General features: G+C 62.1%; 11 protein-coding genes. 2 read left to right on the top strand and 9 right to left on the bottom strand.

Annotated features, from left to right (window positions below; translation table 11 throughout):
- Window positions 1-62: 62 nt before the first annotated feature.
- From ABJF10_RS18590 to ABJF10_RS18550, 9 genes are read right to left on the bottom strand one after another with little or no spacing between them, the layout of a single operon-like run.
- On the bottom strand, window positions 63-878 hold the full coding sequence (locus ABJF10_RS18590; RefSeq protein ID WP_348546099.1) for an aldolase/citrate lyase family protein: 816 nt from the start codon (window positions 876-878) through the stop codon (window positions 63-65).
- Between the two features lie 16 nt (window positions 879-894).
- On the bottom strand, window positions 895-2,058 hold the full coding sequence (locus ABJF10_RS18585) for a sialidase family protein (RefSeq protein ID WP_348546098.1): 1,164 nt from the start codon (window positions 2,056-2,058) through the stop codon (window positions 895-897).
- A gap of 8 nt (window positions 2,059-2,066) precedes the next feature.
- Window positions 2,067-3,635: a sialate O-acetylesterase gene (locus ABJF10_RS18580; protein WP_348546097.1), complete on the bottom strand. Its 1,569-nt coding sequence runs from the start codon at window positions 3,633-3,635 to the stop codon at window positions 2,067-2,069.
- Window positions 3,632-4,894, bottom strand: a complete 1,263-nt coding sequence (locus tag ABJF10_RS18575; RefSeq protein ID WP_348546096.1) for a sialidase family protein — start codon at window positions 4,892-4,894, stop codon at window positions 3,632-3,634. Before ABJF10_RS18575 ends, ABJF10_RS18580 begins: the two co-directional genes overlap by 4 nt.
- A gap of 6 nt (window positions 4,895-4,900) precedes the next feature.
- Window positions 4,901-6,490: a twin-arginine translocation signal domain-containing protein gene (locus ABJF10_RS18570; protein ID WP_348546095.1), complete on the bottom strand. Its 1,590-nt coding sequence runs from the start codon at window positions 6,488-6,490 to the stop codon at window positions 4,901-4,903.
- Complete coding sequence (locus ABJF10_RS18565) at window positions 6,480-7,889, bottom strand: right-handed parallel beta-helix repeat-containing protein (protein ID WP_348546094.1); 1,410 nt, start codon at window positions 7,887-7,889, stop codon at window positions 6,480-6,482. The genes ABJF10_RS18570 and ABJF10_RS18565 overlap by 11 nt, the downstream gene beginning before the upstream one ends.
- Window positions 7,886-8,134 (bottom strand): hypothetical protein, encoded by a 249-nt coding sequence (locus ABJF10_RS18560; protein ID WP_348546093.1) that lies wholly within the window; start codon window positions 8,132-8,134, stop codon window positions 7,886-7,888. Before ABJF10_RS18560 ends, ABJF10_RS18565 begins: the two co-directional genes overlap by 4 nt.
- Before the next feature lie 29 nt (window positions 8,135-8,163).
- Window positions 8,164-10,116, bottom strand: a complete 1,953-nt coding sequence (locus ABJF10_RS18555) for an FAD-dependent oxidoreductase (protein ID WP_348546092.1) — start codon at window positions 10,114-10,116, stop codon at window positions 8,164-8,166.
- Between the two features lie 8 nt (window positions 10,117-10,124).
- Entirely contained in the window at window positions 10,125-11,348 is a 1,224-nt protein-coding gene (locus ABJF10_RS18550) for a sialidase family protein (RefSeq protein WP_348546091.1), read from the bottom strand.
- Between the two features lie 131 nt (window positions 11,349-11,479).
- Between ABJF10_RS18550 and ABJF10_RS18545 the strand changes: the two genes are divergently transcribed.
- The gene (locus ABJF10_RS18545) at window positions 11,480-13,003 is read left to right on the top strand and encodes a hypothetical protein (RefSeq protein ID WP_348546090.1); all 1,524 of its coding nucleotides are present in this window, start codon (window positions 11,480-11,482) and stop codon (window positions 13,001-13,003) included.
- A gap of 89 nt (window positions 13,004-13,092) precedes the next feature.
- Window positions 13,093-17,100 (top strand): PVC-type heme-binding CxxCH protein, encoded by a 4,008-nt coding sequence (locus ABJF10_RS18540; RefSeq protein ID WP_348546089.1) that lies wholly within the window; start codon window positions 13,093-13,095, stop codon window positions 17,098-17,100.
- Window positions 17,101-17,335 lie beyond the last annotated feature (235 nt).

The following is a 17,335-nucleotide window of genomic DNA, read 5'->3' as shown; positions in this document are numbered from 1 at the left end:
CGCGCTTGCAGCGACAGTGCTCACCACAAAACAGATAGCTGTGCGGAGGGCGGTCATCGGCCTTAGATACTGATCTTCTCCGCTTCGGAGCCGCTGGTCTTCTTCGCACCGAGTGTCGCCTTCAAGGCATCGACTTCGAGCCGGAGATGCTTTTGGAAAAGCGAAATGTCGGCGCTATGAATGAGCATGTTGGCGCCTTCGCGCGCGAAGGCGGCCTCGAGCTCCAGGTCGCCCCAGAAATGGATACCCGCGCCGATCCCCGCCGCACGCGCTTTGCCGAAAATCGTTCGCACCGCTTCGCGAAATTTCGGATGCGCGTATTGCTCGGGAATACCCAGGCTGCACGAGAGGTCGTGTGGGCCAATGAGCACTGCGTCCAGGTCCGGCACTGCCAGAATCTGGTCGAGCGCCTCGATCGCTGGAACACTCTCAATGTTCAGGATGAGCGCCTGCTCATTGCGCCGTTGCACATATTCTTCGAGCGCCGGTTCAAATGAGCCGCCCGCCAACCGTTCCTCGAGGCGCTGCCCCTTGAGCGGTCGCAACTTCACAGCCCCCCGCAATGCCTGCGCCTGTTCCACCGTCTCGACGTACGGTGCGATGATCCCCGCCGCACCGCCATCGAGCATCTTGGTCGCCTCAAACGGATCAGGCGACGGGATGCGCACGATCGGCGGCAGCCCCGTCCGCGAGTAGGTCTGGCACATCCAACTCACCTGTCCCCGATCAAGGGCAATGTGCTCGGTATCGATGAAAACAAAATCCAGTCCGCTGCCCTCGATCGCCCGCGGCCACATGGGCGATGGCGACACGACGAGCGTGCCGAAAAGCAGATCGCCCGCGCGCAATCTCTCACTAAATGGTCTGGTAGTTTGCATCGTTTGGTTCAGTGATTCATTTTGCTTCGGACGAAACGTGGAACTTCCCGAAACGAATGTTTGTGCGCGGGTGCTCCTTCGTCCCGCTGTCCCACACCGCGCGAAATTCGCTGGGGGCGATTTCGATCAACGTAGGATAGGAGTTATGTGTGCCTGAGTCGTAGAAAGTCTTCTCCGCGCTCCACGCGCCGCCGGATGTCGGCTGGAGTTTGTAGCGCAACGAAGTCCGGGCGCCAGGCTTGGGCATCGCCGGCCCATCGTTATAGACGTATAAGTGCGTGCCATTCGTGCTTTGGCCGAAGAATCCTTTCGAACGCGCGTTCCAGAGGTCCGGCTCCTGTCGCGCCGGAGTCCAGGTCCGACCGCCATCCTGGCTCACGCTGGAAAAGGCCCGCGGCGGATCCAGCGCGGCTTTCTCTTCCCAAGTGGCTGTGCGCATCACCAGCTTCAGTTCGCCCTCCGCATCACCGGGCGCGAGATTGCCCTCGTGCAGAAAGACCGGTCCGCTTTCCGGCTGCGGGATGTGCCCCGCCAGACGCCACTCCAGCAGGCTCGTGCTGCTCAGCATAAATTGGTCACGCGAGCCGAGCGGATCATTGCGGCGCGTATTGCGATGCGCCGGCAGCAGATAGCGCGGCTGCCCGTTTTCCACAATCCGCTGGATCCCGCCGACGATGATGAGCGGCCCGGTATAGTGCATCGCCATCTCCACCGGCGTCCACGAGCGCCCGCCATCCGCGCTGAAGGCCCCCACGAGTTGCGAGTCCTCGCTGTGCTGATAGTTCATTGGGCAGCGCATGGCAAAGCACCACATCACGTCCTGCCCCGGCGGCTTGTAGAGCACCGCATTGGAGTAGCCAAACTGCATCGCGCCAAACCGCTGGTTATGATCGAAGACAATCGCCGGTTCGCTCCAGGTGTCGCCATCATTCGTCGAGACGCTCGCCACGATGTCCCCCATGTCCGTCTTGCCCGGAATGCCCGCGCCATAGGCCACCACCAATTGCTTCGGCTTCCACTCGGCGATGTAGGGCTCCCACAGCAATGATGCGCCGGGATGTTGCTCGACGCTCCGCACGACGCGCACGTCACGCACGTCCCCGGTAAATTCGGCATTCTGCGCAGTGGCAGAGACAGCAGCCAGGATCAAGGTGAAGAAGAAAAGCAGGGCGTTCCTCATATGGGCATTCATTTCCAGTCGTCAGTTCGAAACGGGGACGCGGGCAGGCCGGCGGCGTTGACGAGATTGCCAATGGGATTGGACGCCCAGTCATAGCGCACCGCTGCGGGCTCGGACACTGTGTCGCTCCAGACAACTACTTTCCCATCCATGATCCGGGCATTAGCCCACGCGAACTTCTGATCGTTGCTCGCAACGGCAAAGCCCTTGAGGTCACCTACCGCGGCTTTCAGTCCCGCCGCGTGATCGAACGCGATCGTCATCTTGTTGCCCTCGCGCTGCGCCGATTTGAAAAGTGGCCCCGACCAGATTTCCGTCGGCTTCTGGTATACATCATGCAGCGCCAGCCGCGACAGACGCCGGGCAAAATCCGCCTTGTTCGTCGGATGTCCCGCCGCAACGCCGCCGAGATCGATCGTGATCGCCATGCCGGTGCGCGGCACACTGAGAGTCTTGCGCATCTCGTCGCGGATGCTCACGCCCCAGCCATTCGCCTCGCTCGGCAGACGTTGCTCCGCCTTGAACTTCGGCAACTGCACCCAGGCAAAATAGAATTCGTCACCCCAGTGCCCCCGCCAGTCGGCAATGAGCGTCTTTAACTGTACTCCATAGAATCCCCCATGCGGACCATCGGCATTCCGTTCGCCTTGATACCATATAACTCCCCGAATGGAGTACGGCACCAACGGCGCGATCATCCCATTGAACAGCCGTCCGGGTTCCATCACACGAAGATTTTTGAACGGTAACGGCGCCTTGGGTGCCGGTTCCCCCTTCGCCTGCGCTGCCGCTCTCTGCTTCAGCCACACCGTCTTGGCCGACGTGAACTTCTGCTGCTCACGCTCCGCATTATAATTCGCGAGCTTTTGCTGCCATTCGTCGAGCACCGGATGCAATGCGGGCTCGCCATGTTGGGCATCAAGACTGGTCCACGCCTCAATCGGTGTGCCCCCGACCGAGCTATTGATCAATCCGATCGGCACCCCGAGTTCGCGGTGCATATCGCGCCCAAAGAAGTACGCCGTCGCCGAGAAACGCGCGACCGTTTCCGGCGAGCAAACCAGCCACTCGCCGGGCCGATCGGACATCGGGGATTCCGGCGGCGCGGGCAAATCATAGATGGCGTAGGTTTGGCGAAAGACGAACATCCGGATCTCTGGATATTTTGCCGCCGCGATTTCCTCGTCCGCGTTGTCCACTTGCCCGTGCATCCCACCCTTGACCTGCATCTCCATGTTCGATTGCCCCGAGCACAGCCACACCTCGCCGACCAGCACATCGTGGATCGTCACCGTGTTCTTACCTTTGACCGTCAGCGTCCGCGGCTCGGCACCTGCCTTGAGCTTGTCGAGTTTCAACGCCCAATTGCCGTTTGCGTCGCTACTGGTCGTCTTCGTTCGATCGGCAATGGAAACCGAGACGGTTTCACCCGGTTCCGCCCAGCCCCATACGTTCGCCGCCGCATCACTTTGCAAAACCATGTGATCGGAAAAGATCGCCGGCACCTTTACGTCGCCGCACACATTCACGACGCCGAGTGCCGTGAAAAGCAACATGATGGAGAGCGACTTTTTCATGGCTGTGATTTGACCTGTGGGGTGAGCGTGTCGCGGCCGTCGGTCAACCATTCGAGATTGAACCGCGCAAAGTGGACCTCATCCCAATAGTGCGTGGTCCCTTTGTCGCCGCGCTCGTAGACATAGCCGACGGTCATGTCATCGAGCACCACGATGTCGGAATAAGACGCCGGATGCGGCCAGATCGTCTTGCCGGCTGTCCAGGTCGCACCCTCGTCGTAACTCAAGCGGATGGTCAGATTATATCTCCCGTAGGGATGTTCATTCTGCCGAAACGGGGAAGCCGGACCGGAGAAGAGCAGCCGGTTCTTATCCTGCTGCCCGACCAGCGTGAAACGCTCCACCGGCCCGTGACAGCGCGGCGTGATGAGCTCTTCCGCACGCCGCAAGTCGCTCCACGTCTTGCCACCATCGTGACTGATCGCCGTGAGATGCCGCAGATTGTCCGGCGCGTCCTCGGAGCTTTCATTACGCGACATCACGCGGACGTCACCGTTGGCTAGTTCCACGAACTGGCACTCGCTGGTATTCAAGCCGATCGTCCCGCCGAGTTTCCACGTCGCCCCGTGATCGTCGCTGTAAAAACTGTGCGCGAAACTCCGCAAGCGCCCTTTGCCGATGTCCTCGCGATGCCTCCCGGGCACGATCAGGCGTCCCGCTCTCGGTCCCCCGCGAAGCTGCACCATCGCATTCCCCGGCCCGATTCCATAGCGCTGCACCCATCCCCTGGCCCATACGGCTCCGCGTCCAACGCTCGCTGCATCCGCATCCGCCTCGGGCTTGGCCGAAGTCAGCTTGTCCCACTCGGGCTTCGTTACTTGTTCGTGAATCGAAATCGGCCCTTGCCAGGTCGCGCCACTGTCCGTGCTCGTGAAGTAATCGAACTGTTTTTTGTTCCTCAGGAAGAACAGCCACAGTTTGCCGTTGATTCGATCGAGACCCACGGTGATGTCGGTGCACACGTTGTTGCCATCGTCGAAGATCATTTGCTCTTCGCTCCAGGTCTTCCCCTTGTCGCTGCTCCGCTTACACACGATGTCGTGATTGCCGATGTCGCCCGGTCCGTCGTTACGCCTTTCCGCAATGATCAGGATATCTCCGTTCGGCGCCTGCAGGATCGAAGGGATGCGATAGTTCGGTTTGTTGTTTGGCGTGAGCGCGAAGACGCGTGCCGTCTCAAACAGTGGCTCCGCCGCGCGAGACCGACAGCAAGCCATCCACGCCAGCGTCAGCAGAAGAATGATCCGGAGGGTTTTCACGGTGTATCAGGCAGCGCTGCCGCGGGCAAATTGCAGGGCGTAGAGTTTCGCATTGCGCATCGTCACCTGCACGCACACCGGCCGGCCCGCCAGCGCACTCACATCGGGGCCATTCTTCCAGCGTACTTCGTAATCGATGGCGTCATCCTGAATGACGTCACAATCCTCTGCCGCAAAACCCGGCAGAGCCTGTCCCTGCGTATCGAGGAGCGCCACTCTCGCGCTGCCGCCACCGTTGGTGTGGATGTTCAGGTGCAATCGGTCGCCCTTGAAAGTCACCGGCCGCGTGGTGAGCGTGCCACCGCCGTTCGGCGCATCCATGGAAAGGAAACCATCCACCCGCTGCGTCGCGCAATAAATGCCACCTTTGTTCTTCCCATACCATGCTTCGCGGCTGGTCGGGTCGCGTTCCCACACTTCCGGCTGGCCATGTGTGTAGGGCCAGCCGACGAAATACTGGTGCAACCACGGACCACGCCGGATCATCCCGAAGCCCATGCTCACGAGGCGCAAATCGAGATCGTCGTAAATTCCCGTGGGGATGTAAGGCTGGCGCCAGCGGTTCCAAGTCACGCCGTCGCGGCTGGTGGCGAAGCCGATGTCGAAGGTGCCGTCATTACCCGTGAGCGCACGCGCCTTCCATTGTGGCTCCTTGTAATTCTGAAAATCGGCCGGAAAGGCGAAGTAGACGTCCGGTGCACCGGGATACTGGATTACTTCGGCCGTGTACGGCTGAAGGTATGGCTGATCCTGCTTATCATAGGCGATCACCGTCGGCAGTTCGCGGCTGATCGTGGGAATCTTATCTTTGCCCCAGACATGGAGCGGCGGGACGGATTGATCGTACGGCCACGGTTTCTCGAGATCATCGACCTCGATACGGGCTACCGTACGGATGGGATTCCACGCCCGCAGATAGATGACATATTTTCCGATTCGCTCATCCCAGAATGCGGTGGGTTGACTATCCGGGACGAAGGGCAGGCAACGCTCGGTCGCTTCGCTCCAGCGCAACCCGTCGGGTGAAGAGGCCACGCACACGCCAGCGCGCGCCGGGTCGGGCCAACCCCGGGTAAAGACCATGCGATACCGCTTTTCCGGCGGCGAATGCGGATCGATAAACACCGACGCCTCCACCGAATTCATCTGCAGCAGGTTATTGTCGGCGCCGCCGTCATACACCCGCAATCCCAGCTTGGGCCGCTCCCAATTCAGCCCATCGGTGCCGGTCGCCAGGCTGCAATGCTTCTTCTTCTCCGCATCGTAGCTGGAGTGGTACAGCTTCGCCGTCCCGCCGTCGTCGATCACGCCGCAGTAGAAGACAAAGCCGAGCTTCTCCCATGGCTGGTCGGGCGTGAGCACGCGCTGGATCTTATGCGGCCCATTCAGCACACGCGTCACGCCCTGGGTCCGTTGCAAATCCAGCAGCGCATCATCGATGAAAAGCTGCCGCCGATAACCAATGTCTATCGGCTGCGTCGCGGCATCACCCTTCGCCTTTTGAATATCCTGCGCCCGGGACGAAGTTGTCAGCGCAGCCGCCGCACCGAGGCATCCCGTTTGGAGGAAATTTCGTCGCGTCCAGTTAATGTTCATGGGGAGGAGAGTAAGGTGCCCGCACGACGTTCCCAGCGAGATCGGTGGCTGTGCCCAGGTCGTGGATGGGCCCCGTCGTCACATTGTCGTGGACCACATTGGAATCGGCGCCCTCGGCAATCGTTAGCGTTCCGGAGGGCAGCACGTTATTGGACCAGATCCAGCGGTCGGCATGGAGGACATAGGCGCCCGCCTTGCGCAGCATGCAGCCGCGTACCAGGACATTGCTCGATGCCATCGTTTTTCCCGGCAAGGAAACCAGGTCGCCCTCGCAGACGTTATCCGTGAAGATGACGTCCTTGATCGTCGTCTTCGCGGGCGACAGCTTGTCGAAGAACAGCACGTCGCCGTCGAAGACATTTCCGGCAATCGTGATGCCGTGAAACACGCAGCCAAGCGACTCCTTACGCGTGTTGAATTTCAGCGTGCCCTTCTGCGCCGTGGTCTGATCGCGAAAGATATTACCGGTGACAACCACATCGAAAATCTCCGAGACGTGCGCCTGCGGCTCGGTCCGAAACAACAGGCACGCGTTCGCCGTGCTTTTGTTGATCGAAGCAACCGGCTCCACATCATTGCCGCTCACCCGAATATGGTTCGAACCCTCGGTGACGTTGATGCCCGTATCGGTGAATAACACATGATTGTCCCGGATCTGCACATTGCAGCTGCCAGCGATGACCTGCGGACCATCACGCGTGTTATCGATGTAGTTGTCCGCAATCAGTCCCCCATTGCACTCGGAAAACTCAATCGCCTTGTTCCCGCACGTATCGATCGTATTTCCGCAAACGCTCCAATTCTTGAACTGCGAGGCGAGACGCGCGGGGGCGGTATAAATCGGACCACCCGGCTTGGTGCAGCCGGCCGCCTGTTGCGCACCGTAAATCCAGCAATGACGGATCGTGATGTTATCACACGAAAGTGAGAACGAGGCCGGGTCACCAAGGCGGGCATTGAAGCCCATGATCGATCCCCCGCCGATCTTCGCATTGTTCCCCGTGTAGCGCATATTTTCGATCACGACATTACTCGCCGGCACCAACTCGCTCCCGATTCGCACTGGGTAGTAGCGCAGAGGATTCGGCGGCGTCGCGGGATCGAGATACACATGCGTCGCATAGCCTTGGCCGCGAAGAGTGATCCCGCTTTTCACGACGATCGTTTCATCACCCCCATGCCGCGAGAGCTTGAAATCACCGGGCCCAAGCTCGACCACGCCGCCACCGCGCACTGCGACAGTGTCGATGGCCTTCTGCAAGACGTCATCCGCCAGCGCATCGGGACCCGGTGCGGCGACGAGAATTGCATATCCAGCCGGCGCCGGTTCCCCCGCCAGGGCCGCAACCGTCAGGACAATCGAAAGCAGAAGTGTGCGCTGGAGGAATCCGATGCTCATTTCTCGGGCGTCACGTAGACGGCATAAAGTTGCAAGTCTTCCGGGCGCACCCCGGTGAAATTCACGCCCGCTCGGGCGCCGACCGGTGGCGTGAAGAAGACGACGAACACGTTGGCTGTATGCGGCACCGCGATGCCGCGGAGCCTCGCGAAATGAGCCAGGCTGTTGAGATTCGACGAGGCATCGCCAGCCAGAGACATAAAGGAGAGCAGGAGCAAAGCGAGAAGACCAAGGAGCAGTTTCACGTGAAGAGATTCCTGGGCGGTGTGGCGGCCTATGGCAGCAGCGAGAACATCAATTCCAACGCCGTGGCGCGGGAGAGAACGGTGGTGGAATTGCGGGCCTGCGCCTTCGGTGACGCGGGTAGCAGCGCGGCAAACTCCGCTTCGGTCATTTCCTTCCCGCCGTTGTATTCGGCTTCGACCACGACATGAGCGAGTGAGTTGGGATCGAGTTCACCCTTCCGCAATTTGGCGAAGCCATCCGCCCATGCCTTCCCCGTCGCGGACTTCAGCGCTTCGTCCGGGCGGGCATTGTAATCATGAAAGAAACCCTTGGTGCCAAAGTATTGCGTGGCGGCCACACGCGGTTCGTTGTCACTGACGTCGACGTCATTGAAGAAAGTCACCATCGAGTGGTGTTTGCACAGCGCGCGGACCAATTGGTCGGTGTCGAGTTGCGCGGGCGTTATCTTGTTTTTCAACGCGAGCGCCGTCGCCCATCCGGCTGCTTCGCCCGTCTGCATGAATACCGGCTCCAATCGCACCGTGCCCCAAGCCACATGCGTCGCCGATAGACAGACCGGCACGAGCAGATTATCGACGCCTTTCGGCAGCAGACAGCGATAGGAAATCTGCGCCGGAAAGGTCTCTTTCTCGAGCATCGCCTTGCCCTCATCGAGCCCGCCGGGCACCCGCGCCGTCGTGCAGGAATGGCTGTCCATGTACCACTCGGTGAAGGCCACGCTATCGGCCTGAACCGGCGCCCGCAGCAGTCCAGGGGCGAGGTTCGCGTCATGTTCGGTCAGGATGGCCCGGCCCGTGATGCGGCGGGCTTCGCGGATGTAAAAGTCATAGGGCCGATGCCCGTTGTCGGCGAATTCGTCCTTCGCTAGTCCAAATTGCTGCCAGGCGCTCCGGACGATGGCCGGTACACCCGGGTCGTTTTGCAGAAAGTAGAGCAACCCCATTGTCATTTCCCAATGCTCGTCTTCGATTCGTTGTCGCGTGGGCCAGTCGGCTTCAACGTAATCCGTCTGTCGGCCGATGAGCTGTGGACGATTCCAGCCGAACTTCGCGTTCGGAATTTCGATACCGGAAAAAATCTCCAGCGACTTGAGAAAATACACGTCGTAGTTCGCCGGCTTCGCAATCGGCACGCGATTGGCAGGATCCGTGGTGAGCATCGTGCGGTAGTTGCACGCCTGCACCGCGTCATCCGCAGCACCCGTGCTCTGTGGCAGCATCACCTGCCAGCCATGAAACTTGCGCAGCTTCAACGCATCGTGCAGCGCCGCCAGCCGCGCGGCTTCCGGAGTCGGCATCTGCGAAACCGGCCGCATGAAAATGACTCCCGCGTGCGGCTCGCCAAACTCCGCGCGCGCCTCGCGCCCTACGCGATAAGGAACCTTCGCCAGCGCCGCGAGATCGCCTTCATACGTGCCGTCGACGAAGACCCTCGCGCTCACCGCGCGATCGTTCCCACCCTCCGCCGGTCGCAACGTGAGCGCTTTCAGCAACGAACCCTCTCTCTCCACCGCTGCGGGAACGAAGCCGCGCAGCACCGTGATGTTCTTCTCCCGTGCGACGAGATCGTTGATCACCTTTTCTGCCACCCGCGGTTCGAACCGGCCATTCGTGAAACCGCTGGGACCGGGCACCGCGTCGCGATATTGCGGAGAATCCGCGCCGTACGTCGTGCGGTAGTATTCCATGATCGCCGCGCGCACTTCGTCGTAAATGGGCGAGCGCTTTCCTTCCCATTGCGTGTCCCACACACCAAGCCCGCTGGTGAGAATCCCACCGAGATGATCGTGGCGATTCACCAGCAGCACGGACACTCCTTCACGCGCCGCGCGCACCGCACAGGCAATTCCCCCGGGCGTGCCACCGACCACCACGAGGTCGTAAGACTTGGTTTCCACCTCCGCACTCACCGCGGGGGCATCGAACCCAAAGACCAACGCCACGAAAACTACCGCGGCAACCAGAACAGGACGCACGTGCATGGCCTGGATTATTTCGATGCGCCAGCAGTATCGCGCCCGTCCGTCAGCCACTCGAGATTAAACCGCGCGAGGGTGATGAAATCCCCGGCGAAGCCCGGCTTGAGGCCGCGGCCGTAGAGACACAGGATCGCGCCGCTTTTCGCCACCGCGATGTCGCTATACATGCTCGGTCCGGGCTCGACGACCCGCGTGACCGGCCACGTTCGGCCTTCGTCATAGCTTAGTTTCACCGAGAAGTTCCGGCGATCACGAGTCTTGCCCGGCTCCTCCTTGCCATCCGCACGGGAGAGACTGTCCGGATTGCAGAACAGGATGCGGTTCTTGCCGCCATCCTGCGCGAGTGAGTAGCGGATGATACTCGCCATGCAGATCGGTTCGAGCAGGGCGTCGTCGAACTTCGGTGTACTCCAGTTGGTCGCGCCATCCTTGCTGATCGTCACGAGCCGCCGGTGCGCCTTTGATTCACTGCGCACATTCAGCATCACGCGCCCATCGGCCAGTTCGATGGCCACGGTTTCGTTGGGGTTGATCCATTCGTCGGTGCACGGCACCGCGATCTCGCTCGCGTGCCAGGTCTTGCCCTGGTCGTCGCTGAAGATCGTCGCGGTCACCGAGGGACGGTGCGCATTGCCTCCCGTGGCGGTGGAAAGCCACACGGGCACGACCAGTCGGCCAGTCTTGAGTTGAATGCCGTGGTCCGGCCCGGTCGCAAGCACCTTCCATGGATAAGTAGATTGAAAACCGTTGAACGCGCTCGTGATTTCCACCGGTGTGCTCCAGCTTTCACCGTCATCGGTGCTGCGTTGATAGAAGCAGCGCATGTATTCGAGGCAGAAAAGCATGTGCACCGTGCCGTCGCGGTCCGCGATCAGCACCGGATTATTGTACGTGACGTCATGGGGATCCACACCCTTCACGGCCAGCGAAAAGGGGTTCTTCGTTTTCGGTCCCGGCACGTTTGCAATGCTTTTCATCGCGCTCCACGTCTTGCCTTCATCGGTCGAGCGGCGCAGCACAATCTCGATCTGATCCCAGTCGCCGCCCTTCTTGCGCGCCTCGCACCACGCGAGCACCGTTCCCTTGGCCGTGACCACGATGCCGGGAATGTGGAAAATCTTGTACCCGCCATCGCCCGCGGTGAAGAGATCGCTCTTCTCGATGAAAGGTTCCGCCGCGAAGGCGGTATGGAACGACAGGACGACGACGAGACAGCGAAGGAGGAGGGAACGCATGGCGCGAATGTGCAGCTAGGGCCTTCCAAAGCAAAGCTGCCGTTACTGGTCACTTCAGTTGACCAGTCACCGTGTCGTGGCCCTCCATCCCAATCGCTTGACCTTCGCGCCCGACCACCAAGTATCCCCTCATGCGCCTTACGCCCTCCTCCCTGCCCCGTGCGCTCGTCGCTGCTCTTCTGCTCTTCTCTGTTTCCAAGGCGCGGGCGGGCGATCAGCCCTTCTGCCTCCAGATCGTCGATGCCGCCACCGGCCGCGGCGTCCCACTGGTGGAACTCGAGACGATGGACAACCAGCTCTACGTCACCGACAGCGCGGGCCGCGTCGCCTTCCACGAGCCGGGCCAGATGAACATCGCGGTCTGGTTTTCCATGCGCTCGCCCGGCTACGAATTCCCGACCGATGGCTTCAACATGACCGGCCAGCGCTTCACCACCCAGCCGGGCGAACGCGCCGTGCTCAAGATCAAGCGGCTCAACATCGCCGAGCGCCTCTATCGCCTCACCGGCCAGGGTATCTACCGCGACAGCGTGTTGCTCGACGAAAAAGTCCCGCTCGCCGAGCCGCTGACCAACGGCGGCGTGGTCGGCCAGGACTCCGTGCAATCGGTCGTCTATCGCGGGCGCATCTTCTGGCTGTGGGGCGACACCATGCGCCTGTCTTATCCGCTCGGAAATTTTCGCACCGCTTGCGCGTGGTCCGACTTGCCGGAGAAAGGCGGCCTGTCTCCGGACCAGGGCGTGAACCTCCACTACATTACCGACAAGGACGGCTTCGCTCGCGAGATGTGCCCGCTGGACCGCAAGGAAGGCGTCGTCTGGCTCTTCGGTCTCGCCGTCGTCCGCGATGAGAAAGGCGCCGAGCGGCTCGTCGCCCACTACGCACGCCGCGGCGGCCTGGAGAAATTGTTCGAGCACGGCATCGCCGTTTTCAACGACCAGAACGAGGTCTTCGAGCGCGCCGCCACCCTGCCCTTGAATGAAAAATGGCGCTACCCCCGCGGCCGCGTCACGAATGTCCGCGAGAGCGATACCGACTATCTCTACTTCGGCGACGCCGGTCCAAGCGTTCGCGTCCCCGCGCGGCTGCGCGATGTCTGCGACCCCGCCCAATATGAAGCGTGGACCTGCCTCGGCGAGACCGGCCCGCGCCGTCGCGCCGACGGCACACTCGACTTCGCCTGGCGCAAGGACGCCCCTCCCGCCGAGTCCCCCGAGGAAGCGCAGCTCGTCCAGCGTCACTTCATTAAACCCGAGGAATGCCGGGCCCTGCCCGAGGACGTCGCCACGCACCAGCGCATCACCTTGCACGAAGGCAGCGTCTGCTGGAACGCCTACCGCCGGCGCTGGGTGCTCATCGCCGTGCAACAAGGCGGCAAACCGTCCTACCTCGGCGAAGTCTGGTACGCCGAAGCCGCCGCCCCCACCGGCCCATGGACGCACGCCGTGAAGATCCTCACCCACGACCACTACTCCTTCTACAATCCCACGCAGCACTCCTTCTTCGATGAAGACGGTGGCCGCCGCATCTACTTCGAGGGCACCTACAGCTTCACTTTCTCCGGTCGCAAAGACCGCACCCCACACTACGATTACAACCAAATCCTCTACCGCCTCGACCTCGCCGACCCGCGCTTGAAACCCGCGCAGCCGTAAATTGCGGGGCGGTTGGAGTCCGCGGCTTCCCTTTCCTCCTTGGGTTCACAACGCGCCGGGGTTGTAATCGATACCCGCCGTCTCCCCCCATGAAACTGCCGCTCCTCACGCTTTTCGCGCTCGCGTCTTCCGCCCTCGCCGTCGACGGCAATCGGCTCACCTACCTTGACGACGACTCCCCGTTTTGGCCCACCGCGCAGTCGCCGAAATTCACCACGCCGCAATGGATCGGCGAGCCGGGAGTGGACGCCGTCGTCATCCTCGCCATCGACGACATGCGCAATGCGCCGAACACGCCCGAAGGTAAACCCGGCACCGCAAAGTACGAAACCTTCCTGCGCCCCATCCTCGATCGACTCAAAAAGATCGACCCCGCCCATGGCGGCGATGGCCGCGCGCCATTGAGCATCATGACCAACACGGTCACACCCGACGATCCGCAACTCGCCGCCTGGCTGCGCGAAGGCGTGACCATCGAAAGCCACACGCTCACCCATCCCTGCCCCTGCCTCGGCAAAGCGACCTTCGAGGAAGCCCAGCGCGTCTATCACGACAGCGTCGATCTCCTCTCCAGCATCCCGGGCAATCAGCCTGTCGCCTTCCGCATGCCGTGCTGCGATTCGATGAACTCGGCGAGCCCGCGTTTCTACTCCGAGATCTTCAACCGCACGAGCCCGCAAGGCCACTGGCTCTCGATCGACTCCTCCGTCTTCACCCTGCCTCCCGGCGAACGCTTCCGGAAATATTTCCCCGATGCCATGCGCCCGCCGATGAAGCGCTCCCTCGGCGATTACGCCGGCTTCATCGACGACTATCCGTATCCCTATGTCATCGGAAAGCTGTGCTGGGAATTTCCCTGCATGGTCCCGAGCGATTGGGAGTCCTTCAACGTACAGAGCGCGAATTCGCCCGTGATGCTCGACGACTGGAAAGCCGCGCTCGACCACATCGTCGAGAAGCAAGGCGTCTTCACCGCCGTCTTTCATCCCCACGGCTGGAGCGCCCCGCAGCAATGGGTGGACTTCATCGACTACGCCGAAAAAACCTACGGTAAGCGTGTGAAATTCCTCAATTTCCGCGAGGCCCTGGAGCGGCTGGAGAAGAATGCGCTCGGCGGCCGGGAACTGCGCTCCCCGTACGGTCCCGACAATGGCGTGCGGCTGCTCGATGTGAACGCGGATGGTTTCATGGACGTCGTCATCGGCGCCGCCAACCAGCCGGTGACTCGCGTGTGGCAGCCGACGGAGCAGCGCTGGAGCGAGAGCAAGACGCCCGCAAACTTCGTCCGCTTCGGCGATGACGGCGGTATCTCGACCGGCGCGGAGTTTGGCGTCCTTCGGGATTCCGCAGCTCCCTCGCTGTTCGTCCCCGGGCACCCCGCCGCGGCATGGACTTACCGCGACGGCGGCTGGCAACCCGATGAAGCGCTCACCCACAGCTTTCCCGATGCCGATCAAATCCGCTTCCGCGATTTCGATCACGACGGCATCTGCGAGTTGCTCACCAATCGCGGCATCTTCCTCTGGAGCGAAAAAGAAAACCGCTGGCAGGTCGCCGATTTCACCTTGCCGCCGGATTGCGCACTCTTCGACGCCCAAGGCCGTGACAACGGCCTGCGCTTCGTCGACCTCAACGGCGACGGCTTCGAGGACGTCATCCAGTCGAACGACCACGGCTACGCCATCTACCTCTGGGCCGGCACGGTCAAAGCCAGGCTCGGCTGGAGCCGCGGCTGGCCACATCTCGTGAGCAAAGGCCCCGCCACCACCGATCTCGCGCATGCCAAAATCCTGCCCTTCGTGAAGGACGGCCAAAACTACGGCGCGTGGGTCCACGGCGACCGCCTCGTCTGGCAAAACGAGGCGCTCTATTCGCCCGAATCCGACACCGTGCAACGCACCTTCAAGGAACTCATCGCCTTCGAAATGCCGCCGCCCAAATCGCCCACGGATTCGCTCGCCGCCATGCAATTGCCTCCCGGCTTTACCGCCGAGCTCGTCGCCTCCGAGCCCTTAATCGAAAGCCCCGTCGCCTTCGACTGGGACGCGCAAGGCCGCCTCTGGGTCGTCGAGATGCCCGACTATCCGCTCGGCATGGATGGCAAAGGCCAGCCCGGCGGCAAGGTCAAGATCCTCACCGCCTCCCAGGGCGACGGCCACTACGACCACGCCACCACCTTCCTCGAGGGCCTGCCTTTCCCCAATGGCATCATGCCGTGGCGCAATGGCGTCATCGTCTCGTCCTCGCCCAACATCCTCTTCGCCGCCGAAGCCGACGGCCACGCCACCGAGCAGCGCGTGCTTTTCACCGGCTTCAAGGAAGGCAACCAGCAGCACCGGTTGAACGGCTTTGAACGCGGCCTCGACGGTTGGGTCTACGGCGCGAATGGCGACAGTGGCGGCACGGTCAATGGGGTGAGCATCAGCGGCCGCGACTACCGCTTCCGCCCCGGCTCCGGCGAGTTCGAGGCGGAGAGCGGTTCCACGCAGTACGGCCGCCACCGCGACGACTGGGGCAATTGGTTCGGCAACAACAACTCCACCTGGCTCTGGCACTACACGCTGGAGGATCACTACCTGCGCCGCAATCCGCGCCTCGCCGTCAAGACCACCAAGCAACCGCTGGCCAACTATCCCGATGCCACCCGCGTCTTTCCGGTCAGCGAACTCGCCATCCGCTTCAACGATACCCAGGCCCTCGGCCACGTCACCAGCGGATGCAGCGCCACGCCTTATCGCGACGACCTCTTCGGCCCGGCCTTTGCCACCAGTGTCTTCGCCTGCGAGCCCGTGCACAATGTCATCCACCGCGAAGTGCTCGCGCCCGATGGCGCGACGTTCATCAGCCGCCGCGCGAACGACGAACAGGACCGCGAATTCCTCGCCAGCAAGGACCCGTGGTTCCGCCCGGTCTTCCTCAAGACCGGCCCCGATGGCGCGCTCTACGTCGCGGATTTCTACCGCTTCGTCCTCGAGCATCCCGAATGGATCGCCCCGGAAACACTCAGCCGTCTCGACGTGCGCGCCGGCGCCGACAAAGGCCGCATCTATCGCATTTACCCCACCGGCACAAAGCTCCGCCCCATCCCCAATCTCGCGAAGCTCGACAACACCGCGCTGGCCGCCGCCCTCGACAGCACCAATGGCTGGCAACGCGACACCGCGCAACGCCTCCTCGACGAGCGCGACGCACAGGACGCCGTGCCCGCCGTGAAGAAACTCGTCACATCAGCCCAAAGCGCCAAGGTCCGCGTGCAAGCGCTCGCCACGCTCGACACCCTGCACGCCATCGACGCCGAGACCATCCGCGCCGCCCTGCGCGATCCCCGCCCCGAGGTGCGCACCCAAGCCCTGCGCGTCAGCGAATCCCTCGCCAATCAAACCACCGACGTCCTCCCCGCGCTCATCTCCCTCCTCGACGACGCCGACTTCGTTGTGCGCCACCAGCTCGCGCTGAGCCTCGGAGAATTCCGCGACGAGCGCGCCACCGCCGCCCTCGGCACGCTGGCCGAACGCGAAGGCGAAAACCCACAGATGCGCCTCGCCATCCTCTCTTCGCTCACCCCAGAGAATCCCCTCTTCGCCAAACTCAACGTCGCCAACGCCACCGCGATCCCGAAGATCGTCCTGCCCAAGCCGAGCACCCCCGATCGCGCCAAGGTCATCGCCAGCTACGCCGGCGTCGCCGGGCTCCAGGGCGCGCCCGCTCACGGCCACGAGCTGTATCTGCAGCAATGCAGCATCTGCCATCGCGTGAAGGGCGAAGGCCACGAAGTCGGCCCCGATCTTGGCATGGTCGGCGACAAGCCTATCGACTGGCTGCTCACCGCCATCTTCGACCCCAGCGCCGCCGTCGAAGCGCGTTACCAATTGCACACCCTCAAGCTCAAGAATGGCACCGAACTCGCCGGCATCATCTCCGCCGAAACCGCCAACAACCTCGTCCTCCGCCTCCCCGGCGGCACCGACCTCCCCGTCCTCCGCGCCGACCTGACCAGCGACCAGGCCACCACCCGCTCCCTCATGCCCGAAGGCCTCGAAACCGTCTTGAAACCCCAGGACGTCGCCGACGTCATCTCCTACCTCCGCGCCAAATGAAACCAACGGGTTATTTAACCGCCGAGGCGCAGAGACGCAGAGGAAGACAATGATGGCTATCGTTCTGAACTCCTTTCCATCCCTCCGCGCCTCCGCGCCTCGGCGGTAAAAATCCATATGATCAAAGTCCTCTTCGTCCCCGCGCTTCTCGCCACCCTATTCCTCGCCCCCACCGCGTATTCCGAACCCCCACCCCCGCGCACGATCATCACCTGGGTTCCCTCGTACGGCATCG

This window comes from Chthoniobacter sp. (genome assembly GCF_040003245.1).
Classification (GTDB): domain Bacteria; phylum Verrucomicrobiota; class Verrucomicrobiia; order Chthoniobacterales; family Chthoniobacteraceae; genus Chthoniobacter.
This window is presented reverse-complemented; position numbering and strand designations above follow the sequence as displayed.

Excerpts from the sequence above, each read along its gene's own strand:
- ABJF10_RS18580 (WP_348546097.1), bottom strand. The coding sequence starts at position 3,635 with ATGAAAAAGTCGCTCTCCATCATGTTGCTTTTCACGGCACTCGGCGTC.
- ABJF10_RS18585 (WP_348546098.1), bottom strand. The coding sequence starts at position 2,058 with ATGAGGAACGCCCTGCTTTTCTTCTTCACCTTGATCCTGGCTGCTGTC.
- ABJF10_RS18555 (WP_348546092.1), bottom strand. The coding sequence starts at position 10,116 with ATGCACGTGCGTCCTGTTCTGGTTGCCGCGGTAGTTTTCGTGGCGTTG.
- ABJF10_RS18540 (WP_348546089.1), top strand. The coding sequence starts at position 13,093 with ATGAAACTGCCGCTCCTCACGCTTTTCGCGCTCGCGTCTTCCGCCCTC.
- ABJF10_RS18565 (WP_348546094.1), bottom strand. The coding sequence starts at position 7,889 with ATGAGCATCGGATTCCTCCAGCGCACACTTCTGCTTTCGATTGTCCTG.
- ABJF10_RS18590 (WP_348546099.1), bottom strand. The coding sequence starts at position 878 with ATGCAAACTACCAGACCATTTAGTGAGAGATTGCGCGCGGGCGATCTG.
- ABJF10_RS18550 (WP_348546091.1), bottom strand. The coding sequence starts at position 11,348 with ATGCGTTCCCTCCTCCTTCGCTGTCTCGTCGTCGTCCTGTCGTTCCAT.
- ABJF10_RS18545 (WP_348546090.1), top strand. The coding sequence starts at position 11,480 with ATGCGCCTTACGCCCTCCTCCCTGCCCCGTGCGCTCGTCGCTGCTCTT.
- ABJF10_RS18570 (WP_348546095.1), bottom strand. The coding sequence starts at position 6,490 with ATGAACATTAACTGGACGCGACGAAATTTCCTCCAAACGGGATGCCTC.